The sequence below is a fragment of the Plesiomonas sp. PI-19 genome (assembly GCF_021368255.1).
Lineage (GTDB): Bacteria > Pseudomonadota > Gammaproteobacteria > Enterobacterales > CAMTGL01 > Plesiomonas > Plesiomonas shigelloides.
The window spans coordinates 2,498,356-2,521,642 of sequence record NZ_JAJNMQ010000001.1 but is presented as its reverse complement, the minus strand read 5'-3'; the positions used below and the strand labels follow the sequence as shown (position 1 = coordinate 2,521,642).

Annotated in this window: 18 protein-coding genes; 12 read left to right on the top strand and 6 right to left on the bottom strand. The window is 54.0% G+C overall.

The window, feature by feature from the left end; translation table 11 throughout:
• Nucleotides 1-336 precede the first annotated feature (336 nt).
• Complete coding sequence (pdxH, locus tag LQ901_RS11155) at nucleotides 337-990, bottom strand: pyridoxamine 5'-phosphate oxidase (protein WP_010862482.1); 654 nt, start codon at nucleotides 988-990, stop codon at nucleotides 337-339.
• 239 nt (nucleotides 991-1,229) lie between these two features.
• On the opposite strand from pdxH, the gene LQ901_RS11150 reads away from it, so the two are divergent.
• The 6 genes from LQ901_RS11150 to deoD all read left to right on the top strand — a co-directional run bounded on the left by LQ901_RS11150 (nucleotide 1,230) and on the right by deoD (nucleotide 8,544).
• Nucleotides 1,230-2,042 carry a TatD family hydrolase gene (locus tag LQ901_RS11150; protein ID WP_230406988.1) on the top strand — a complete coding sequence of 271 codons (813 nt, stop codon included), beginning with the start codon at nucleotides 1,230-1,232 and terminating at the stop codon, nucleotides 2,040-2,042.
• 250 nt (nucleotides 2,043-2,292) lie between these two features.
• A complete protein-coding gene (locus LQ901_RS11145; protein ID WP_170919644.1) occupies nucleotides 2,293-3,555 on the top strand; it encodes a NupC/NupG family nucleoside CNT transporter in 1,263 nt (420 codons plus the stop codon).
• Between the two features lie 729 nt (nucleotides 3,556-4,284).
• Nucleotides 4,285-5,058: a deoxyribose-phosphate aldolase gene (deoC, locus tag LQ901_RS11140; RefSeq protein ID WP_010862479.1), complete on the top strand. Its 774-nt coding sequence runs from the start codon at nucleotides 4,285-4,287 to the stop codon at nucleotides 5,056-5,058.
• Nucleotides 5,059-5,187: 129 nt separating this feature from the next.
• Complete coding sequence (gene deoA, locus LQ901_RS11135) at nucleotides 5,188-6,519, top strand: thymidine phosphorylase (protein WP_039045720.1); 1,332 nt, start codon at nucleotides 5,188-5,190, stop codon at nucleotides 6,517-6,519.
• Between the two features lie 16 nt (nucleotides 6,520-6,535).
• On the top strand, nucleotides 6,536-7,753 hold the full coding sequence (gene deoB / locus LQ901_RS11130) for a phosphopentomutase (RefSeq protein ID WP_116547095.1): 1,218 nt from the start codon (nucleotides 6,536-6,538) through the stop codon (nucleotides 7,751-7,753).
• 71 nt (nucleotides 7,754-7,824) lie between these two features.
• Complete coding sequence (gene deoD / locus LQ901_RS11125; protein ID WP_010862476.1) at nucleotides 7,825-8,544, top strand: purine-nucleoside phosphorylase; 720 nt, start codon at nucleotides 7,825-7,827, stop codon at nucleotides 8,542-8,544.
• Nucleotides 8,545-8,677: 133 nt separating this feature from the next.
• On the opposite strand, the gene LQ901_RS11120 is transcribed toward deoD, so the two are convergent.
• The gene (locus LQ901_RS11120) at nucleotides 8,678-9,388 is read right to left on the bottom strand and encodes a YtjB family periplasmic protein (RefSeq protein WP_052181342.1); all 711 of its coding nucleotides are present in this window, start codon (nucleotides 9,386-9,388) and stop codon (nucleotides 8,678-8,680) included.
• Nucleotides 9,389-9,828: 440 nt separating this feature from the next.
• Here LQ901_RS11120 and serB point away from each other — a divergent pair, with 440 nt between their 5' ends.
• On the top strand, nucleotides 9,829-10,806 hold the full coding sequence (gene serB, locus LQ901_RS11115) for a phosphoserine phosphatase (RefSeq protein ID WP_047708038.1): 978 nt from the start codon (nucleotides 9,829-9,831) through the stop codon (nucleotides 10,804-10,806).
• 125 nt (nucleotides 10,807-10,931) lie between these two features.
• On the opposite strand, the gene LQ901_RS11110 is transcribed toward serB, so the two are convergent.
• Nucleotides 10,932-13,343, bottom strand: a complete 2,412-nt coding sequence (locus tag LQ901_RS11110) for a PilZ domain-containing protein (protein ID WP_010862472.1) — start codon at nucleotides 13,341-13,343, stop codon at nucleotides 10,932-10,934.
• A gap of 150 nt (nucleotides 13,344-13,493) precedes the next feature.
• On the opposite strand from LQ901_RS11110, the gene radA reads away from it, so the two are divergent.
• On the top strand, nucleotides 13,494-14,873 hold the full coding sequence (gene radA / locus LQ901_RS11105; RefSeq protein ID WP_010862471.1) for a DNA repair protein RadA: 1,380 nt from the start codon (nucleotides 13,494-13,496) through the stop codon (nucleotides 14,871-14,873).
• Between the two features lie 785 nt (nucleotides 14,874-15,658).
• Here the strand turns inward: radA and ettA are convergent.
• Nucleotides 15,659-17,326 carry an energy-dependent translational throttle protein EttA gene (gene ettA, locus LQ901_RS11100; RefSeq protein WP_064977220.1) on the bottom strand — a complete coding sequence of 556 codons (1,668 nt, stop codon included), beginning with the start codon at nucleotides 17,324-17,326 and terminating at the stop codon, nucleotides 15,659-15,661.
• A gap of 336 nt (nucleotides 17,327-17,662) precedes the next feature.
• Here ettA and sltY point away from each other — a divergent pair, with 336 nt between their 5' ends.
• Both sltY and trpR read left to right on the top strand, forming a co-directional pair.
• Entirely contained in the window at nucleotides 17,663-19,585 is a 1,923-nt protein-coding gene (gene sltY / locus LQ901_RS11095; protein ID WP_064977221.1) for a murein transglycosylase, read from the top strand.
• Nucleotides 19,586-19,667: 82 nt separating this feature from the next.
• A complete protein-coding gene (trpR, locus tag LQ901_RS11090; RefSeq protein WP_010862468.1) occupies nucleotides 19,668-20,018 on the top strand; it encodes a trp operon repressor in 351 nt (116 codons plus the stop codon).
• A 170-nt stretch (nucleotides 20,019-20,188) separates the two neighbouring features.
• Here the strand turns inward: trpR and yjjX are convergent, their stop codons facing one another.
• A complete protein-coding gene (gene yjjX / locus LQ901_RS11085; RefSeq protein WP_233672259.1) occupies nucleotides 20,189-20,698 on the bottom strand; it encodes an inosine/xanthosine triphosphatase in 510 nt (169 codons plus the stop codon).
• Between the two features lie 74 nt (nucleotides 20,699-20,772).
• On the opposite strand from yjjX, the gene gpmB reads away from it, so the two are divergent.
• A complete protein-coding gene (gpmB, locus tag LQ901_RS11080; protein ID WP_010862466.1) occupies nucleotides 20,773-21,417 on the top strand; it encodes a 2,3-diphosphoglycerate-dependent phosphoglycerate mutase GpmB in 645 nt (214 codons plus the stop codon).
• Nucleotides 21,418-21,428: 11 nt separating this feature from the next.
• Here the strand turns inward: gpmB and LQ901_RS11075 are convergent, their stop codons facing one another.
• The gene (locus LQ901_RS11075; RefSeq protein ID WP_064977222.1) at nucleotides 21,429-22,325 is read right to left on the bottom strand and encodes a helix-turn-helix domain-containing protein; all 897 of its coding nucleotides are present in this window, start codon (nucleotides 22,323-22,325) and stop codon (nucleotides 21,429-21,431) included.
• A 444-nt stretch (nucleotides 22,326-22,769) separates the two neighbouring features.
• Between LQ901_RS11075 and creA the strand changes: the two genes are divergently transcribed.
• Nucleotides 22,770-23,249 carry a protein CreA gene (gene creA / locus LQ901_RS11070; RefSeq protein WP_369795325.1) on the top strand — a complete coding sequence of 160 codons (480 nt, stop codon included), beginning with the start codon at nucleotides 22,770-22,772 and terminating at the stop codon, nucleotides 23,247-23,249.
• The last annotated feature ends 38 nt before the right edge of the window (nucleotides 23,250-23,287 follow it).

The window sequence follows — 23,287 nt, the reverse complement described above, 5'->3', positions numbered from 1 at the left end:
TCGGTGGGCGTGGTACTGGTGCATTTTGCCCAGACAGAAGACAGAAGACAGAAGACAGAAGACAGAAGACAGAAGACAGAAGACAGAAGACAGAAGACAGAAGACAGAAGACAGAAGACAGAAGACAGAAGACAGAAGACGAGCGCGTTTGCGCTGGAAGGAAAGACGGCAGCCGAAGTATTCGACTTTGGCTGCCGCATGGCGTGAGTCTATCGGTGATGAGTAAGGCCGATAATAGGGCGGAGATTCCGCCACCGGCATTATTTTTCGCGCTGTCGTGGGCGCGCGCGTTGCGCTATTCCCGCGATTCCTACTACAGCAACAGCGCGCCAGCGATTACGGATTCAGGCGTTGTGGCTGCCAGTTTTCGCCCACGCGCTCAAAGCGGATGCGGTCGTGCAGGCGGCTGGCTTTGCCCTGCCAAAACTCGATGGCATGCGGACGCACCAGATAGCCACCCCAGTATGGTGGTAGCGGTACATCACCACCGGCGAATTGCTTAGCAAACTCCGCTTCACGTTGCTCCAGCTCCTCACGGCTACTCAGTGGACGCGATTGATGCGATGCCCAAGCGCCAATTCGACTTCCGCGCAGACGGCTTTGGAAGTAACGATCTGAGGTTTCACGACTGACGCGCTCGACAGTGCCTTCAATGCGTACTTGACGCTGCAAGATGTTCCAGTGGAATACCAGTGCCACTTTCGGGTTTTGCTCCAGCTCTTCCCCTTTACGGCTCTCGTAGTTGGTGTAGAAGGTGAATCCGTCTTCGGTCACATCTTTGAGTAGTACAATACGTGCGGAAGGCTGACCATCGGCACTGACGGTGGCCAACGTCATCGATTCGGGCAGGATAATCCCGGAGTCTTGGGCATCGTGAAACCACTTCTGAAACAGCTGATATGGCTGATCATTTTCTTGTGGAGAGTGCTCAGGCAGAGCCAGACCTTGCCCCATCGTCATGGCGCAGCGTAGTTTATTCAGTAATGACATGGTTGCGTCATCCTTTTCGTCATATAAATAGGCACAGGGTAAAACAACTGACCGACAGCATAAAGGAATTGGCGAGTCGCTGAGCAAAAAAGTGTGTTTTGCGCCCACATTGTGCTCTGCGGCACGCTGTTGGGGTGTGTCGCGCACGGTAAGTGTTGGCGGGGTGCTGGTGGGCAGGATGAGAAAAGCGGCGTGAGCCAGCAAGGGGAGTTCGCTTGGCACAGATAGAGACAGAAACATTGATTCATCAACACCCGTTGATTGATACGCATTGCCATTTTGATGCGCCGCCGTTTGCAGGGCAAAGTGAGGTGGCGTGGGCGCTGGCGCGAGCTCAAGGCGTAGTGGCCATGTTGGTGCCGGCGGTGAGCGAGCAAAATTTTGCCGCCGTGCTGGCGTTATCGGCGCAGGAGGGGATTTATGCCGCGTTGGGGTTACATCCGCTTTTTGTGGCGCAGCACACGGAGAGTGCGCAGGCCCACTTAGAGACGCTATTAACCCAACATGCCGCCGGAGCGCTGTGCACTGATGACGGGCGACCGCTAAAAGTGGCGGCGATCGGTGAGATAGGATTGGATTTATGGATGCCGGAGCCGGATCTGGCGCGGCAAATCACATTGCTGCGCGCACAATTGGCATTGGCCAATCGTTTTGCGCTGCCGGTGGTGTTGCACTCGCGTAAAAGTCACGATCTGCTGTTACGAGAACTGCGCCGCTGTCCGCCAGCAAGAGGCGGTGTGTTACACGGTTTTTCCGGCTCACTGCAACAAGCGCAGGCTTTTGTGGCGTTAGGGCTCTGTATTGGTGTAGGGGGCGTGATCAGCTATGCGCGGGCGCAGAAAACCCGCCGTACGGTGGCGGCGTTACCGTTGGAGTGTTTGGTGTTAGAAACGGATGCACCGGATATGCCATTAAGTGGTTATCAAGGTCAACCGAATCGGCCTGAGCGGGTACAACAAGTCTTTCAGGCATTGTGTGAACTGCGTAGCGAATCGCCGGATTACATCGCTGAAATTGTCTATAAAAACAGCGTTAAAATGCTAAATTTGTGAGTGAACGCAAGCGATTAACCGCGCGTCAGCTCTGGTATCGGGGTGTCATAAGTGTGATCGGTGTCTAGTGTTTATGATAATTGTTTCTGAAGGTGGGTAACTTTTGTGATGTGAGTAAAGAAAGAGACCCTTCCCCTATGTATAATGAGCGCCGTTTTCAAGGTGAGCCTCGTTTAAATTCGCCTGATATATTTTGATACGATTATTTGCTGTGTCCAGACCATAGGGATCTTCTTCCATGCAATTGATTATGAGCCTCGTTGGCATGGCCGTGTTGATTGGAATTGCAGTACTGCTTTCCAGCAACCGTAAAGCCATTAAGTTACGTACAGTGGGTGGCGCATTTGCTATCCAAGCTGGTATCGGTGCCTTTGTACTTTACGTACCAGCGGGCCGTAAGGTGCTGCTGGGTATGTCCGAAGCAGTAGCAAACGTGATTGCTTACGGTAACCAAGGGATTAACTTCCTGTTCGGCGGCCTGACTTCTGACAAAATGTTCGAAGTATTTGGCGGCGGTGGCTTCGTGTTCGCCCTGCGCGTTCTGCCAGTTATCGTGTTCTTCTCTTCCCTGATCGCGGTGCTGTACTACTTAGGCATCATGCAGTGGGTTATCAAGATTTTAGGTGGTGCGCTGCAAAAGGCTCTGGGTACTTCTCGTACTGAGTCCCTGTCTGCAACAGCGAACATCTTCGTTGGTCAAACTGAAGCGCCGCTGGTGGTTCGTCCATACATCGCGACCATGACCAAATCTGAGCTGTTTGCGGTAATGTGTGGTGGTCTGGCATCCGTAGCGGGCTCCGTACTGGCGGGTTACGCGTCGATGGGCGTGCCGTTGGAGTACCTGATTGCAGCGTCCTTCATGGCCGCACCGGGTGGTCTGCTGTTCGCTAAGCTGCTGGTTCCTGAAACCGAAGCGGAGCGCGATACTAACGAAATTGATACTGCCAACGCGGAAGACAAGCCAGCTAACGTTATCGATGCTGCCGCTGCCGGTGCCGCCTCTGGTATGCAACTGGCCCTGAACGTAGGTGCGATGCTGCTGGCGTTTATCGGTCTGATCGCGCTGATCAACGGTATTTTCGCAGGTGTTGGTAGCTGGTTCGGTTATCCGCAGCTGTCTTTGGAGCTGATCTTAGGTTACGTGTTCTCTCCTCTGGCGTTCATCATCGGTGTACCTTGGAGCGAAGCGAATGTCGCTGGTTCTTTCATCGGTCAGAAAGTGATCGTGAACGAATTCGTGGCTTACCTGAACTTTGCCCCGTACCTGAAGCCAGATGCAGAAGTAGCCGCGGCTGGCCTGCAAGTGCTGTCTGCACACACTAAAGCAATCATCTCCTTTGCTCTGTGTGGTTTTGCTAACCTGTCTTCTGTGGCTATCCTGCTGGGTGGTCTGGGTAGCATGGCGCCAACGCGTCGTCACGACATCGCCCGTCTGGGTCTGTTGGCGGTGGTTGCGGGTACGCTGTCTAACCTGATGAGTGCAACTATCGCTGGTTTCTTCTTGGCACTGTAAGCGTTATTGATTGGCCGGTGAAGCCGGTCAGTCATGCCGTTACATTGAATGCTAAAAGTGATAACGCCACATCCGTAAGGAGTGGCGTTATTTTTTTATCTGGATTTCTCTTTGGATAAGAGCACGGATAAGAGCGCGTTTTTGTGGCCGGTTGTTTTGGGTTGCAGGATGATTCTCTCATCTCTCATCTCTCATCTCTCATCTCTCATCTCTCATCTCTCATCTCTCATCTCTCATCTCTCATCTCTCATCTCTCATCTCTCATCTCTCATCTTTTTGTCTTTTGTCTGGTGATCCCTGACTGAATTTTTGCTTTTTGGCTCTCGGCATGGTGGTGATTTTGGGTGTGGGTGGACGAGTAATTTGAGGGCGTTGGTGGCGAGAGGCGCGCGTTAAATTACTGACTAAGCCGGTGAAGCGTGAATTTTGGCGGCTGACGAAAACGATTCCGGTACGATATTTTGTGAATCGTCTCATGTTATAATTCCTTAGCATTGCAACAAGAGTGGCAGTGTTGTGAAATTGTCGGGTAATTAGCTTGCTAACCGCTGGAATTAAGCCCTGATGTATGCAGGGGTGCGGTGAAAGGGATGTCGCTTGAACAGGCAATGATTGCCGAATAAATCATGTTCAAGTCTTCAGGGAACAAGTCCGCTCGCCAACGCTCGCAGGAGCCGGCAGACAGCCGGCGCCCCAAATTTTGAGTGATTTGTTGAGTTGGAGAGTCACATGACTGATATTAAAGTTTCTGCACAGCGCGCTTTGCGTCTGATGGATCTGACCACACTGAATGACAACGACACCGATGAAAAGGTGATTGCGCTGTGTCATCAGGCCAAAAGCCCGGCTGGCGAAACTGCGGCCGTTTGTATCTACCCGCGTTTTATTCCGATTGCGCGCAAAACATTGCGTGAGCAAGGAACACCAGACATCAGCATTGCTACAGTGACCAACTTCCCACACGGTAATGATGACATTGCGATTGCAGTGGCGGAAACCCGTGCGGCAGTGGCCTATGGTGCGGATGAAGTTGACGTAGTATTCCCATACCGTGCTCTGATGGCGGGTAATGAGCAGGTTGGTTTTGACCTGGTGAAAGCCTGTAAAGATGCGTGCGGCGAGCATGTGCTGCTGAAAGTGATCATTGAAACCGGTGAGCTGAAAGAAGAGGCGCTGATCCGTCGTGCGTCTGAAATCTCTATCGATGCCGGTGCTGATTTTATCAAGACCTCGACCGGTAAGGTTGCTGTGAACGCCACCTTGGAATATGCCCGCATCATGATGGAAGTGATCCGTGACATGGGCGTGTCTGAGCGTGTGGGTTTCAAACCAGCCGGTGGTGTGCGTACCGCGGAAGAAGCGGCGCAGTATCTGGCGCTGGCTGACAACATTCTGGGCAGCGGCTGGGCGGATAAGCGTCACTTCCGTTTCGGTGCCTCTAGCCTGCTGGCAAGCCTGCTCAATACTCTGGGCTATGATGCCACTAGCAACAGCAGCTACTAAGGGCGCGCTGTTTAGCACCCGTTCTCCACGATAATCCGAAGGTGTTTGAGCACCTCGAGTCTGACAGAGTGCCGGTCAGCCGGCACTCTTGATGTTCTGTATCCTGACCGCAGTCTTAGGGAGTGAACCATGTTCCTGCCGCAAGAGATTATTCGTAAAAAACGCGACGGCATTGCCCTGAGCGATGCTGAGATTCGATTTTTCATTCAGGGCGTGGCTGATAACAGCATTGGCGAAGGCCAAATTGCTGCGCTGGCGATGGCTATCTATTTCAAGGATATGACCATGGATGAGCGCGTGTCGCTGACCATGGCGATGCGTGATTCCGGCATGGTACTGCGCTGGGATGATCTGGATTTACCGGGCCCGGTGGTGGATAAGCACTCCACCGGCGGGGTGGGTGATGTCACCTCCTTGATGTTAGGCCCGATGGTGGCCGCCTGTGGCGGTTATGTGCCGATGATTTCTGGCCGTGGCTTGGGCCATACCGGCGGTACGCTGGACAAGCTGGAGTCCATTCCGGGTTATGACATTCATCCGGACAATGCGCGTTTTCGTCGTATCACCCGTGAGGTGGGCGTGGCGATCATCGGCCAGACCGGTGATTTAGCCCCTGCGGATAAGCGTTTTTACGCCACCCGCGATATTACCGCTACGGTAGATTCCATCTCACTGATCACCGCATCGATTTTGTCGAAGAAATTGGCCGCCGGTTTGGGCGCGCTGGTGATGGATGTGAAAGTGGGCTCCGGTGCCTTCATGCCAACCTACGCCGCGTCAGAAGAGTTGGCGCGTTCGATTGTAGGCGTGGCCAATGGTGCGGGCTGTAAGACCACGGCGCTGCTGACCGATATGAATCAGGTGCTGGCTTCCAGTGCCGGTAATGCGCTGGAAGTGCGTGAAGCGGTGGAATTCCTGACTGGGGTATACCGTAACCCACGTCTGTATGAAGTGACCATGGCGCTGTGCAGCGAGATGCTGCAGGTATCCGGTCTGGCCGCCGATGATACGGAAGCACGCGCCAAGCTGAATGCGGTGCTGGATAATGGCCGCGCGGCCGAAATCTTTGGTCGTATGGTGGCGGAGCTGGGAGGTCCTATCGATTTTATCGAACATTACGATAGGTATTTACCGCAGGCTACGGTGATTAAACCGGTTTATGCTTTAACTAACGGCTTTGTTTCTGCCATGGATACCCGCGCTCTGGGTATGGCCGTGGTGGGGATGGGCGGCGGTCGCCGTAATGCCGGCGATACCATCGATTACAGCGTGGGCTTTAATCAGGTATTGCGTCTGGGTCAGATTGCGGATGCCTCGCGTCCGCTGGCACTCGTCCATGCCCGTAACGAAAGCGAATGGCAGCAGGCTGCCAACGCGATACAGAACGCTATTTCCATCAGCAGCGAAGCGCCGGCCCCGACACCTGATGTCTACCGCCGTATTCGCCTGAACGATCTTTAATTAACGGAGGCCACACATGAAACGCGCCTTTATCATGGTTTTGGATTCATTCGGCATCGGTGCTACCGAAGATGCTGTTAAATTTGGTGATGTTGGGGCGGATACCCTGGGTCACATCGCTGACGCGTGCGCCAACGGTGAAGCAGACAACGGCCGTCAAGGGCCTTTGCATCTGCCAAACTTAAGCCGTATGGGCCTTGGCAAAGCGGCCGAAGAATCCACCGGTCGTTTCCCGGCAGGTCTTGATCCTCAGGCCGAGATCATTGGCGCTTACGGCCATGCGGCTGAGCTGTCCTCCGGTAAAGATACCCCGTCTGGTCACTGGGAAATCGCCGGTGTGCCAGTACTGTTTGATTGGGGCTACTTCTCCTCTCACGACAACAGCTTCCCGCAAGAGCTGCTGGATCGCATCGTGGCGCGCGCTAAGCTGCCAGGTTACTTGGGTAACTGCCATGCTTCCGGCACCCAAATTCTGGATGAGCTGGGCGAAGAGCACATGCGTACCGGCAAGCCGATTTTCTACACCTCGGCAGACTCGGTATTCCAGATTGCTTGCCATGAAGAGACCTACGGTCTGGATAATCTGTATGACCTGTGCAAAATCGTGCGCGAAGAGCTCGATGGTTACAACATTGGCCGCGTGATTGCGCGTCCGTTTGTCGGCAACAAGCCTGGCGAATTCCAACGTACCGGTAACCGTAAAGACTTGGCGGTTGAGCCACCATCAGACACCGTGCTGAAAAAGCTGGTGGATGAGAAAAATGGCCATGTGGTGTCGGTTGGTAAGATTGCCGATATCTATGCCCATGTCGGCATCACCAAGAAGGTGAAAGCGACCGGTATCGATGCGCTGTTTGACGCGACGCTGGAAGAGATGAAGCAAGCTGGCGATAACACCATCGTGTTCACCAACTTTGTGGATTTCGACTCCTCGTACGGTCACCGTCGTGACGTTGCCGGTTATGCCGCAGCGCTGGAGCTGTTCGACCGCCGTCTGCCAGAAATGCTGTCTCTGGTCGGCGAAGATGATATTCTTATTCTGACTGCGGATCACGGTTGTGACCCGACATGGCAGGGTACCGATCACACCCGTGAGCACATTCCGGTGCTGGTGTTCGGTCCGAAAGTAAAACCGGGCTCACTGGGCCTGCGCGAAACCTTCGCCGACATCGGGCAGACGCTGGCAGGGTACTTTGGTACCACCCCGATGGATTTTGGTAAACCTCTGTTCTGATACGGTCTGACGTTTTAGTCTGAGTCAAGTTTGGTCTGAGTAAAGCAATAACTAATAAGGAACCTATAACAATGGCAACTCCGCACATTAATGCTGAAAACGGTGCTTTTGCTGACGTCGTTCTGATGCCAGGCGATCCGCTGCGTGCTAAATACATTGCAGAAACTTTCCTGGAAGACGCAGTTGAAGTGACCAACGTGCGTAACATGCTGGGTTTCACCGGTACTTACAAAGGCCGTAAGATTTCTGTGATGGGCCACGGTATGGGTATCCCATCCTGCTCCATCTATGCTAAAGAGCTGATCACCGAATACGGTGTGAAGAAGATCATCCGTGTGGGCTCTTGCGGTGCTGTGAGCACTGACGTGAAGCTGCGCGAAGTGATCATCGGTATGGGTGCGTGCACCGATTCCAAAGTAAACCGTATCCGTTTCAAGGATCACGACTTTGCTGCTATCGCTGACTTTGACATGGTGCGTAACGCCGTTGATGCAGCGAAAGCCAAAGGCACTAACGTGCGCGTGGGTAACATCTTCTCTGCGGATCTGTTCTACACGCCAGATCCAACCATGTTCGACGTGATGGAAAAATACGGCGTGCTGGGCGTGGAAATGGAAGCGGCCGGTATCTACGGCGTCGCGGCAGAGTTCGGTGCTAAAGCACTGACTATCTGCACCGTGTCTGACCATATCCGTACTCACGAGCAGACTACGGCTGAAGAGCGCCAGCTGACTTTCAACGACATGATTGAAATCGCACTGGAATCTGTTCTGCTGGGCGATCAGGAGTAATCCTATCCCTTAAGTGGTCATCTCTTTGGGGAAGCTCACAAGGGATAAACCTCAGCACAAAAAAGCGATGCTAAGGCATCGCTTTTTTTATGGCTTGTTATGACTTCAGCCAGTTGAGCACGCTGGCCGTGTATTAACGGCGTTGGGGCGGCTTGCGCACCGGCATACGACGACGGCGGCGCTGTTTGAGCTGGGCCACTGAAGGCTCGCTGGGGGCGGGGCGTTTTGGCGCGGCGGCAGCCGTTTCGATTGCTGCACTGCTACGCAGTGGCCAATGGAAGGTGCGGTTTTTCAGCAGCATATGTGCCATCACCGCGCCAATTAACGCCGAGGTCAACAGCATCAAACGGATCAGCGTGGTGGTGTTATCAATCAGACGATCGTCAGTGGATTGCACGTGGGTATCCAGCGTCACCCGTAAAAAGCCCAGCGGCACATTATTTTCGGTGATCACTTCCACCATCTGCCGATTAAACAGCGCATTGCGCTGACTGCCTTCCAGCCCAAGACGTTCACGCACCGTCGTGGCGGTACCCGATTGCGCAATTAAAGTGCCGTCGATGCGGTAGACGCTGGCATCCAAGATCCGATCTTCGCGCGTCAGTTTGTCCAGCAGGGCGCTGACATGATCTGAAGCGTCATCATTATTCATCAGGGGCGAGAGGTTACCAGCGATTTGCCGCGTTAAGGTGCGCGCCAGCTGATCGACCTGATTGGAGCGTGAGGCTTGCGCACTCATACCAAACACGCTGGCCCATTGCAGCATCAACAGCAGCAAACAGGCCCCGATACTGCAAATCAGGATAGTGCGCAGGTGATATTTGATAAAATTGATTATCGGCATCAGAAGATCTCAGTGTAAACATTGCGCACGAACAAGTAAGGCGACAGCGTTAATTTATCAGTAACAGCAAGGGAGTGCGCGTACAGGTTACGCGCGCCCTATGATTTCGTTTTTCTTGGCGGCGTTTTTCATCCGCGCTCTGACATCCATGACTCTATTGTATCCTCGACGCGCTTTATCCACGGCGTCGTTTCTCAACGGCATCTGCGCGCATCGGCGTGCGGCAAGAGTTGCCAGAGAGCCCTGCAATAGGATAGTTTGATGCAGCAATGCTGCGTCGCGCACTCGTTTGCTTTGCCGCTGATGCATGAGATATGCAGCGAAGTGCAGACTGTGCGAAGCCGTTATGCGCCATTTTCTTATCAGCCTAATCAGCACAACTTTGCTTCACGCAGACGACGCCTGCGTGCTGTTCACGGACCAAGAGCAGGAAGCCACACATGAATTATCAGGATGTCAGTTTTGCCCACCTCCCGTCGACGATTTCTGACTGGCCGTTGTTGCCGCTGTCATTGTGCCGGGGCGAAGTGGTGCCGCTTGATTATACCGCGGGAGCAAGCGGATGGCTGCTGTATGGGAAAAATTTAGATAAAGCCTGTTTAGACCGTTTTCAGCGTCAGTTAGACGAAGCCATCGTGCTGGTGTCGGTGTGGCGTGTCAGTGATTATCAGGTCATTCGTCTGGCCGGTGAGCTGCCGACGGATGCTGCCGCGGCGGCGGACGCATTGCAGCTGGATGTCGCGCGCATGGGGGCGGAGCCGTCACTGCGTCACCCCGGATTGCTGGTTATGGATATGGACTCCACCGCCATTCAGATTGAATGTATCGACGAAATCGCTCGCTTAGCGGGCACCGGTGAACAAGTGGCTGAAGTGACTGAGCGTGCGATGCGCGGTGAGTTGGACTTTGCCCAAAGCTTACGTCAGCGTGTCGGCACCCTGCGCGGCGCCGATAGCGCTATTTTAGCGCAGGTATTGGACAGTTTGCCGTTGATGCCGGGCCTGACCGAGCTGGTGCGTAAACTACAAGCTTTTGGCTGGCAAGTTGCGATTGCCTCCGGCGGCTTTACCTACTTTGCCGATGAGCTCAAGCAGCGTCTGCAATTGGTGCATGCCGAGGCCAATTGTTTAGGTATTGAAGCGGGGCGCTTAACCGGTGAAGTGGTTGGCCCGATTGTGGATGCTGAGCGTAAAGCGCAGGTGTTACGCGAACTGGCGCTGCAATATGCTATTTCGCACGGCAATACGGTTGGGATTGGTGATGGCGCTAACGATCTGAAAATGCTGCAAGCAGCCGGCTTAGGCATCGCGTTTCACGCCAAGCCGAAAGTGCAAGCGCAGGCTAAGGTGGTGATCCGTCATGCGGATTTGATGGGTGTGCTGTGTATCTTATCGGCCAGCTTGTGCCGAGATTGCTGATAGCTGCGCGTTTAGCCTGACGGCCTCCCAAGGGAGGCCGTTATTGTTGATTGGCCGGGCTTTATTTGGCGTTATGTTACGTCATCGCAATCGCGCTCAGCGTGGCCAAAGCGCTGCATGGTGGATTAGTGGCTATCCGACAAACTGCCGTGCATCTCTTGTCGCAGCAGCACTTCTTCGGTGCAATCGGTCAACTCAATCATCGCCGACAATGCCAGCAGCTCTTGCTCCAACGTGCGTGCTTGGCTGAGGTTGGCGCGGATCAACTGATGAAAATCACGCATCAAGTTCGGATGCAAAATATTGCGCTGGTAGCGGGTTAACTGGAACTTGAGCGCGATAAATTCGCCGTGGCGCATGGCGTGGCGGATAAACTCCGCTTGCTCTTGCTTGGAGGCAAACTCACTTTCCAACTTTTTGGCGTGCAACTTGTGCTGCCAGCGCTCTTGGCGCAGCGACAGGTAAATTTTCACATCGGTAGGTAGCGCGTGACGCGATGGCTCGTTCAGCGGCCGACACACTAGCTGTGACCAATATTCCCCGAGCAGCGGATCGAGCAGATCGTCAGTACTGTCTTGGCCTAGACGGTGGTTTAGGTGGTAAGTTGCTGGAGTGATCCCCAGCGCCGTTGGCCGGAACAGGTTATTTTCCTTCACCACGAAGATCGGAATGCTGGCCAGATGCGGCACCGTCAGCTGGCGGAAGATATCGATGATCCCCGGTAGCGGCTGACGCTCGGTATCTTCTTGCAGCACGCCGCGGTTGGCGTTGATCAAGCGGCGAATAAACTGCACGCCGGTATGTTCGTCCGGCTGACCGCTGGCGGTCAGTACCAGCTGGTTTTGCTCGGCATTGATGTACAGCACCCGATACGGCAAGTTACGCAGTGGAATTTGCTTATCCAGTGATTGCCATTTCGGAAACGCCAGCAGCAGTGGCTGATTACGCCGCACGTCTACCGGTTGTCCGAGCACGATGCGCAGGCCGGTTTCCGAAAAATCGACCGTATAGCCAATCACCTTTTGCTGAGCGGGCGTGGTCACTTCCACCTCGGTCTGATGACGATAGCGCGGTGCCTGACGGCGCGGCTCTTGCGACATGTTGACCTCGAAGGTCGGAACACTGTGGCGTGGCAAGCAGTATTCGTTGAGCTGCTCTAAAGGCAGGCTCGGCTTTGGCGTGCGCTGATATTCGCTGCGGATCTCTTCGCTGCTCAAATCTTGCAGTAACACCAGATAGCGCAGATCGCCTAACTGATGCTCGGCAATCAGGGTTTGCTGCTCCGCGTGCGGGCTAAAATCATCGGCCGTCAGCTGGCGGATGATCAGGCGCTGTACGCGGAAACTCGGTCGGCGCGCGCCGGTATGCCAGAACAGTTTACGCTGCGCGCGATCGGTCAGCTCTGAGTTCAGGGCGCAATAGAAAAAGGCGCGTCCGCCTTGGCGATGGATAAAGCTGTACAGCAGCGATTTAACAGTTGAAACCCCCGGCGGACAAATTTTGCTTAGGCGCTCAGGCGTAAAAAAGCGCCCCAACACCGGTTGATACTCTTCATCGTGCCAGTATTGATACAACTCGCGGTTATTTTGCGAGTGCAGGGCATACAAGGTTCCTTGCTGGCTGATCAGCAGCGGCAAGGTGGTGGTGGCGTTAAGATAAGATTGCTCAAAACCACGAATGCGCAACTGCTCGAGCAGATCATCAACATTCAGCCGTACCTGCTTGCTGCCACTGCGTGCCAGTGCGCCCATCAGACGCTGCATGATAGGCTCAGGTTGACTGATGTGCAGGCGCAGTAATTGGCGCTGTGGCTGGCGCTCAATGCCGACGATCAGGTAATTGACGCCATTACGCAGCTCTGGCAAACCCAGTTTGTCGCCCAGCGAGCCGAACTGAACGTTCAGCTCTTGTCCTAGCTTGAACGCTACTGCATGCGGAACGCGCAGACACAAGCCGGCTAGCGAGATATCCAGCGTAATGCCGTGCACCAGATATTGGGTTTCCAACAAGGTGATCAGCACTTGGCTGTGATACAGCAGGCGAATTTCGTTGCGCATAAACTGATAGCCAAAGCGCGCGACTTTAACCGGCAGCTTTTTGGTTTCCAGTGCTTTGCTGGCCGGATTGGCTACCTCGGTGGTTTCCGGCTCAGGCTCGCTGTTGCGCTGCTGTTTTTTCTGGTGCAGGACTTTAAAATTATTGTGGGCCTGCATCACGGCATCGTATACCCCGCGGGTATAGCGTTGCTGATACAATTCCAGTTGCTGCTTAAACAGGTTGAGGGCGATATCATCCAGCCAGTGCGTGAGGCCCAGAATATGGTGCTCATAGCAGCGGCCATCAACACGATTACGTAAGTCGATCGGTTGCAGACAGGGGGTGTGTAATTCGCGCAGCTGCATTTTCAGTTGCAGGCGTTCATTTGGCGTACTGTCCGGCAACATATTGTGGATGAGATCATCCAAATTAGGATGCAAACCCATAGGGATCAGTTGCTGTAGGATGGCATTGAGCTCATCCGGTTTAGAAGTACGCATAATCCTCAATCACTGTTACGTAAGCTTAAAAAGTCCGATTGTCGGCATACAGTTTAACAAAACCATCCGGTAACGACAGAGGCGGTGGCCAGATATGGCGCGGCTTTGCGGCCTTTGTCGACTGCCAGTTCACTAAAGGAACATCTTACCGTGGCGAAAGCAGCAAAACGTGCCTTTGTGTGCAATGAGTGCGGCGCGGATTATCCGCGCTGGCAGGGGCAGTGCAGTGCCTGTCAGGCTTGGAATACCATTACGGAAGTGCGTTTGGCCAGCGCGGCCGGCAGTCGTAACGAACGCTTGAGCGGCTATGCTGGTCATGCCGGCAGCAGCAAGGTGCAAACCCTCGCCGAGATTAGTCTACAGGAACTGCCTCGCTTTTCCTCCGGTTTTAAGGAGTTTGATCGGGTTCTGGGCGGCGGCGTGGTGCCCGGCAGTGCCATTTTGATTGGTGGCAGCCCTGGTGCGGGGAAAAGTACTCTGCTGTTGCAGACCATGTGCCGTTTGGCGCTGCAGATGAACACCCTATATGTCACAGGGGAAGAGTCACTGCAGCAGGTGGCGATGCGGGCGCACCGTTTAGGATTGCCGACCGATAAATTGAAAATGCTGTCGGAAACCAGTGTCGAGCAAATCTGCCTGATTGCCGAGCAAGAGCAGCCGCAGATCATGGTGATCGACTCAATTCAGGTGATGCACATGGCCGATGTGCAATCGGCGCCCGGCAGTGTGGCGCAGGTGCGGGAAACGGCGGCGTTCCTGACGCGCTTTGCCAAAACCAAGCAAGTGGCCATCATCATGGTCGGTCACGTGACCAAAGATGGCTCGTTGGCTGGCCCGAAAGTGCTGGAGCACTGCATTGACTGCTCCGTGTTACTGGATGGCGATACCGATTCTCGTTTTCGTATGCTGCGCAGCCACAAAAACCGTTTTGGCGCAGTCAATGAATTGGGCGTGTTCGCCATGACCGAGCAAGGGATGCGTGAGGTGAGTAATCCGTCGGCGATTTTCTTGAGTCGCGGTGAAGAAGAAGCGCCCGGCAGCTCCGTGATGGTGGTGTGGGAAGGGACGCGCCCACTGCTGGTGGAAATTCAGGCGCTGGTGGATCACTCGATGCTGGGCAATCCACGTCGGGTGGCCGTGGGGCTGGATCAGAACCGTTTGTCTTTATTGTTGGCGGTATTGCACCGGCATGGCGGGTTGCAAATGGCCGATCAGGATGTGTTTGTCAACGTGGTGGGCGGGGTGAAAGTCACCGAGACCAGCGCCGATTTGGCGTTGCTGTTGGCGATGGTGTCTAGCTTACGTGATCGTCCGTTACCGCGTGATTTGGTGATTTTTGGCGAAGTTGGATTGGCCGGCGAGATCCGTCCGGTGCCCAGTGGCCAAGAGCGAATCACTGAAGCGGCCAAACATGGCTTTAAACGGGCGATAGTGCCAATTGCCAATATGCCAAAACAGCCGCCGGTTGGTATGCAGGTATTCGGGGTGAAAAAACTGTCCGATGCGTTGGATGTGTTTAACGATCTGTAATGCAGGCGCTGGGCATGCAAGGTGCGGGCATCAGAGCATCATTCTGGCTGGCGATGTCGGCGTGAGGATAAAACTAACGGGCCGCCCATTGTGGGCGGCCCGTTGTGTGATAGGTGTTGCTGGTGGTGATTAACCACGACGCCAGAAGCGTAACGACAGCGCCGCAAAGCGGGGTTTGTCGTGGTGATTAGTCAGATATTGAGTTGGCGGATAAAAGAACATAAAACACCTTGCGTTATAGTTGTGCGCCTCGGAGGATGCCGAGGCTGCTACGTCATGTTGAATGAGGTAATAAAACTACACTTCCGGTGTGTACGCGGTATCTGCCGATTTGCGCAGATCAGCGGTTCATCATGGCCGCCCAACAGCGGTGCAGAGTACGCAGCGGCAGCAGGCTTGGCTTATCGTTTTGGTTAGTGCTGTAAACAGTGGGTGGATAGATAAACATGATGTACCTCCGTGTTGCTCTCTTGTGCAGTGAAACTGCTGGGTCTATTTTGTGATGTTTATCACTTTCATGTTTGTAAGTTTACTACGAAATTAAGTGGCGACAATCCGTACAGTTAGATGCTTTTCGCATAAATAATAACCTTTGCGGACATAGCCGTTATATCGTCAGCAAGATAAGACGCCACAATAAGAGACCGGGATAACGCAGAGATAAAAAAGTGGCCGCAAAAAAGGGAATAGAAAAGGTCATAAAAAAGGTCACAAAAAAGGCCGCATAAGCGCGGCCTTTTTTAATGTGAAGCTCAGGTACGGTGTAGAAATGTGCAGACGAATGCTTATTTCACCATGCGGGTGTATTTAGCGCGGCGCGGCTGGATAGATTCCGCACCATACGTCTTCTTCTTCCACTCTTCGTATTCGGTAAAGTTACCTTCGAAGAACTCCACCTTACCTTCATCCTGATAGTCCAGAATGTGGGTAGCGATACGGTCTAAGAACCAACGGTCGTGGGAGATAACCATGGCGCAGCCTGGGAACTCCAGCAGGGCGTTTTCCAACGCGCGCAGGGTTTCTACGTCCAGGTCGTTGGTTGGTTCATCGAGCAGCAACAGGTTGCCGCCAGTTTGCAACAGCTTGGCCAGATGCAGACGGCCACGCTCACCACCGGACAGTTCGCCGACGCGTTTTTGCTGATCGGAGCCTTTGAAGTTAAAGCGACCGATATAGGCGCGGCTTGGGATCTCGAAGTTACCAATGCGCAGGATGTCCTGACCGTTAGCCACTTCTTCGAACACGGTTTTCTTGTCATCCATCGCATCACGGAACTGATCGACAGAAGCCAGCTTCACGGTATCACCTAAGGTGATGGTACCGGAATCCGGTTGCTCTTGGCCGGACAGCATGCGGAACAACGTAGACTTACCGGCACCGTTCGGACCGATGATGCCGACAATCGCGCCTTTTGGCAGACTGAACGACAGATCGTTGATCAAGGTGCGATCGCCGTAGGATTTGACCAGATTGGCCACATCCACCACTTTGTCACCGAGGCGTGGACCAGGCGGAATGAACAGCTCGTTGGTCTCGTTACGCTTTTGGTAATCAGTGTTGTTAAGCTCTTCAAAGCGCGCCATACGGGCTTTGCTCTTGGCCTGACGACCTTTTGGGTTCTGACGTACCCACTCCAGCTCTTTTTCGATCGACTTGCGACGCGCCGCTTCAGCGGACGCTTCTTGCGCCAGACGCTGATCTTTTTGCTCCAGCCAAGAGGAGTAGTTACCTTCCCACGGGATCCCCTCACCACGGTCCAGCTCCAAGATCCAGCCGGCGACGTTGTCGAGGAAGTAACGATCGTGGGTGATTGCCACCACAGTGCCTTCGTAGTCGTGCAGGAAGCGCTCCAGCCAAGCCACAGATTCCGCATCCAAGTGGTTGGTTGGTTCGTCCAGCAGCAGCATGTCTGGTTTTTCCAGCAGCAGGCGGCAGATAGCCACACGGCGACGCTCACCACCGGACAGATTGCCAATCTTGGCATCCCACGCCGGCAGACGCAGCGCATCAGCCGCACGCTCCAGTTGGTGATCCAGATTGTGGCCATCATGCGCCTGAATGATAGCTTCCAACTCGCCTTGCTCTTTGGCCAGCAGGTCAAAGTCAGCCTCTGGGTCTGCGTACAGCGCGTACACTTCATCCAGACGGGTCAGGGCGTTTTTCACCTCAGCTACCGCATCTTCGATAGCTTCGCGTACGGTGTGCTCCGGATTAAGTTTTGGCTCCTGCGGCAGGTAGCCGACTTTCAGCCCCGGTTGTGGACGGGCTTCACCTTCGATCTCGGTATCAACCCCGGCCATAATGCGCAGCAGAGTAGATTTACCGGCACCGTTGAGGCCGAGAACACCGATTTTGGCACCCGGAAAGAAACTCAACGAGATATCTTTCAGGATATGTCGCTTCGGCGGAACCACTTTGCCGACGCGGTGCATTGAATAAACGTATTGAGCCACGGTTATAACACCTTAATAAATAATGGGTTCATCATGACTGATACATACCGCAGGGTATGTATGGAACACAGGTACCTAGTTTACCATTGAATCTGGCTTTGGGTCAGCGTTGCTGTATGCGCTCGTGGGTAAAGATGGTGAGTAAAGTGGCACGCAATAATTGCGCCGATAACGCACGCAGAGCCTCGCCGCCGACCGAGGGAGTTTGTATCATAGCCAGCAGCATGCAATTGGTGGAATAAATACCAGCCAGAGTGTCTCTTTATAACGGGCATACTATACTCAACCGCGGAATATTGCAGGATGAGATATCAGGGTTAACCAAGGAGTGAACAGATGGCATTGCGCCAATGGATTTACCGGGCTTGCTGGGTGAGCGTAGCAGGCCTGATTAGCATACCGGCGTTGGCTCAGCCTACCGCCACAGAGCGTCAGTTATATCAGCAAGCCAAAACGGCCTTGGATGACAAGCAGACTGAGGTTGCCGCCGGTTTGCTGCCGTCATTGAAAAATTACCCGCTCTATCCCTATCTGGAATACCGCTTATTAACGCAGGACATGAGCCAGCTCTCTGCTGCGCAGGTGCGTGCATTTGTGCAGCGTTACCCGACCATGCCACTGGCTAAAGGCTTAACCGATCGCTTTCAGGCGGAGCTGGCCAATCGGCAGGACTGGCGTCAATTACTGACCTTTACCCCAACGCCGCCGACTTCGATTGCAGGTCAGTGCCGCTATTACTATGCCCGTTACGCCACCGGCGAGCGCAAAATAGCTTGGCAAGGCGCGCACGAAATCTGGTTGACCGGCAAGTCGTTACCGGATGCGTGTGATGACCTAATCGCCGCCTGGCAAACCAGCAATCAATATACCCCGATGGCGATTTTGGAGCGGATGCTGCTGGCGATGAAAGCGGGTAACAGCAGTTTGCTCAGCTACTTAGGGCGTCAGCTGCCGGCCAACTACCAGACCATGGGCAAAGGGTTGCTGTCACTGCAAGCCAACCCTGACACCATTTTGACCTTTGCCCGCACTCACGGGGCTAGCCCGATAGCGCGTCAGGCGACCTTAATTGCCTTTAACCGCGTGGTGCGCGCCGATGTGGATAATGCGCGCCTGCTGATTAGCCCGCTCAGTAAAGCGCAGGCGATGAGCCAAGAGCAAGTAGCGCAGATGGAGCGCGCGGTGGCGAACCGGATGATGGATGCCGATGACAGCGAGCAGATCCGCTGGCGTGATGCGGTGATCCGGCGCAGTGGTGATAAGTCATTAATTGAAAAACGGATCCGTCTGGCGCTGCAGCATAATGATATAACCGATGTCGGTGAGTGGATCGCCCGTTTACCGGCCTCTGCGCGTGAGCAGGATGAATGGCTGTACTGGCAAGCGCGGGTGCTTGAGCGTAAAGGACAGAAAAAACAGGCTCAGGCGCTGCTGAAAACCTTAAGTGAACGTCGTGGTTTTTACCCGATGGTGGCGGCGCAGCAATTAGGCCAGCCGTACGTGGTGAAAAATGATTCGCGCCAGGTCAAAGTGCTGAATGCCGGTAACTGGCCGGAAGTGCAGCGCATTCGCGAACTGATGTATTGGGATCAGCACAATCTGGCGCGCAGTGAGTGGATCAGTTTGATCGATCATCAACCGCAAACGGTGAAAGCGGAGCTGACGCGTTATGCGCAAAAGCAGGGCTGGAGCGATCTGAGCGTGCAGGGCACTATTCGCGGCAAGTTGTGGGATCACCTCGATGAGCGTTTCCCGCTGGCTTACCCGAACCAGTTCCGCCAGTCGACCGACGACAAAGCGATTTCGATGAGCTACGCCATGGCGATTGCCCGTCAAGAGAGTGCTTGGAACCCGCAGGCACAATCACCGGTGGGCGCACGCGGTTTGATGCAGCTGATGCCGAAAACCGCCCAGCACACCGCTAAGAAAAATGGCATCAGCCTGACGCAAGATAATCAGCTGTTTATGCCGGGGGTGAATATCCAGTTGGGCACCGCTTATCTGGAAGAGGTGTATCAAAAATTTGGTCGGAACCGGATTTTATCGACTGCCGCTTATAACGCGGGGCCGTCACGGGTAACGCGTTGGCTAAATAATGCCGGAGGGCGTCTGGATGCGCTGGCCTTTATTGAGAGTATCCCGTTTACCGAAACCCGGGGATACGTCAAAAATGTGTTAGCCTACGATGTATTCTATCGTTATCAGATGAAAAATCAGGCTGATGTGCTAACTGAGGCGGAATGGAGCCGACGTTACTGATGACATCAGTCCGGAGCGTCGCGCGGGTCTATCTTAGGCATCGCGACGCTCCGTCGCTCGACCAACAAGGGAGTCTATCCGGATGAAACAGAGCACGCCGACGGCGCCGTCAAAATCATGCCAACAAACCGAGGATGAGTGGCGCGGCTTTATCGATTTGCTGCGCCAAGCGGTGCAGGACGGGCAGGATGTACCGGTATTGCAGCTGTTGCTCACCCCTGATGAGCGCGAAGCGCTCGGCACTCGGGTGCGGATCGTGCAAGAGTTGCTGCGTGGTGAGATGAGTCAGCGGGAAATCAAAACCGAACTCGGTGCCGGGATCGCCACCATCACGCGCGGCTCCAACAGTTTGAAAATGGCCCCCACCGATACGCGGGCATGGTTAGAAGCTCAATTATTGACTGACGTGGCAGCGACAGTGGTAGCGAAATAAGCCAAGAGCCGATACGTCATACTGACATCACCGATTGCGCCATCACCTCGTCTAGCATCACTGGGGGGGCTTTTGCTGGGTCACTATTGCGCGTTAGTTGCGTGGGCAAACTACTTGGGCAAGCTACGTGAGCAAACAACGCGGGCAAACAACCTGAACCCGTTAGCGCCTTAGAACCACTGCGGATTAATAAACGGGATCAGCGCCAAAATCAGAGCTTGGTGGTAAACCTTGCTACGGCTGAGTACGCCGTGGGTAAACACCGCAATAGCGCCGCCTTTGTGTTTGATGTTTTGCTCGCCCGTCAGTTGGTCCATCACCGGCCCCAGCTCTTCGCCGCGCTCGAGTGCTTGCAGCACTTGCGGTGGCAAGGTCAGGCTGGCTGAGCGCGATTCACCCATCGTCTGGCCGTTTGAGACTACCATCCACGCAAAGGTTTGGTGCCCTTCAACGCCCGCTTCCAGCCCGACCCAAAAGTCGGCTTTCGGGCGGGCCAGCTCGGCATTGCGTACCCGGTTGTAGGCTCCGCGGCGCGTTTCTTCATTACCAAACGGCTGCGCGGCCACACCACTGTCGACTTCGATCCCTTCTACGCGGCAGTCGCCAAACACGTCTTTAAAGGCGTGGCGAACCGCATTTATTTTGGACGGGTTGGCAGAGGCAACAACAACATGGTACATAAATAACTCCCGGCACACTGACTACACAATGACTACAGATGTCCTTGGATGACACATAACCTTGGGTGAACACAATGACACAAATTTACCTGATTCGTCACGGAGAAACCGAGTGGAATGCCACGCGCCGGATCCAAGGGCATACCGACAGCCCGCTCACTGAGCTGGGGATGTTGCAAGCAGCGCAGGTCGGTCAGTATCTGGCCGAGGAAGGGATCGGGAAGATTATCAGTAGCGATTTGGGCCGCGCGCAACAAACCGCGGCGCGCATTGCCGAACAGTGCTGCTGTGCGGTGCGCACCGATAGCCGGTTGCGCGAAATGAATATGGGCGTGCTCGAAGCGCGTGCGATGCATGAGTTAACGGCCGAAGAGCACAGTTGGCGTCAGCGCATCTTAGATGGCACGCCGCACGGCTGTATTCCTCAAGGGGAAACCTTGCAACAGGTCAGCCTGCGTATGCGTGCGGTGTTGGATGAGTTCAGTGAAAGTGGGCTGGGTAAAATTGCGTTTGTCAGCCACGGCATTGCGCTGGGTAGTTTGATTGGCAATGTGATTGGATTACCGGCTCATGCCGAGCGCCGCTTTCGCTTGCGCAATTGTTCGGTGTCGGTGCTGGAGTTTCAGGATAATGACTGGCTGGCGAGTGGCTGGGTAGTGGAGCGCCTTGGCGATACACATCACCTGTTGTTGCCAGCGCTGGATGAGATCCAGCGCTAATACGGCACTTTTTACTCTGCGAGCGCAGACTCTTCTGGGCGGCGGATCGGAATGTAGTAATCACATTGGATGATCCCGAACTCCATTGGTCGCTCTGGTGAGGTTGGGAATATTTCGATATCAGGGCTGGCGCGGCGCGTCAGCTTGTGCAGCGGCATCACATCACAATACACGTGCACAATGAACTCGGTTAAACCGCGGAATGTCCCGACATAGGTAAAGCGAGCGTATTCACCGGCGGGGATATTGTACTCGCTGAGTTTTCCCTCTTCTGGCGCGTACTCACTATCCACGGCGCAGGTGTAATACAGCTGCTGCTCGTCTTCATTGGTTTTCTTAGTTTCGCCGGAGAGCAGGGCAAAAAAGCGCGGTGGCACCGGCTTATCGGCCGTAAACAGGTTGCGGAATTTCTGCCAATGTTGGAGCACGGAGCGTGGCTTTAAGGTTCCGTCGCGGCGATAGGAAATTGAATAGCTCACGGTGCTGCCACGCAGAGGAATGTCTGGCAACTGCACAAAGGTTGGCTCGGGTAATTCTTGCTTGTACAGGCGCAACAACGGCGGCTGCATCCCGCTGCAATCCCATTCGTCTAAACGGCGGTATTGTGCAGGGGTTCGGTCAAACTGAGTTTTAAACGCCCGGGTAAAGGTTTGTTGTGAATCGAAGCAGTAGTGCAGAGCAATATCTAAGATAGAGCGGTTGGTGGAGCGTAAATCGTGAGCGGAGCGGGTCAGACGGCGTGCGCGCAAATAAGCGCCCATGGCGTGCCCGGTAATATCCTTGAACATCCGCTGCAGATGCCACTTTGAATAACCAGCTCGATTTGCAATATCATCGATTGACAGAGGCTTGCTTAGGTTTGTCTCAATCCAATGCAGCAGTTCCCGGACTATCGCCTCTTGGGCCATGACGCGTTCCTCAACTTAACTCGACATTCTGTTTGTGCTGATAAATTATATCGGCTTCACGTAGGTAACTAATATTATTTGTTTAATCAATCAAGCGGCACTGGCAGGCAAAATGTAGCATCTTTTTTACATACTATACCGCAAACCTCAGCACTGACCCCGTTATCATATCGAAGAAGTTGTGTGTTTTTGTAGATAAATACCATAAATACGTGACTAATGTGTATTTTAATCCACAAGGTATCCCATACTGGAGTCGAAAGAGGCGCGGCAGTCAAACTTGGCGCTATCATTGTCGGTTAATCACCAGACATGACAGATATTTGTACGTGATACTACGCTGACCCGTACTGGCTACTGCAAGCCGGCGGCGACAGATTGATGATTTAGGCCGCTGGTTATTGCGCGCTTTAGACATATTGCACAGAGATTGACCTTATGACCATGAAAACTGTTTTACATCGCTGTTTGGCGTTAGCGTTATTGAGTGTTTCTGCATTGGCGTCGGCCGAACAAATTGGCTCGGTCGATACCGTATTTAAGCTGTTTGGCCCTGATCATAAAATCGTGATCGATGCGTTTGATGACCCCGAAGTCAGTGGCGTGACCTGCTACCTGAGCCGCGCTAAAACCGGCGGTATTAAAGGCGGGTTAGGGTTAGCCGAAGATACCTCCGATGCGTCGATTGCTTGCCGTCAGGTGGGGCCAATCAGTTTGTCGGAGCGCATTAAAAACGGTAAAGCCAATGGGGAATCGGTGTTTGAAAAGCGCACCTCGTTGATTTTCAAAAAATTGCAGGTGGTGCGTTTTTACGATCCGAAACGCAATACGTTGGTGTATCTGACTTATTCTGATCGCGTCGTGGACGGTTCACCGAAGAACTCGCTGACTGCTGTACCGGTCATGCCGTGGCCAGGTCAGTAATCTTGGCTACATTCTCGATAATCAGATTTCAGTAGAGG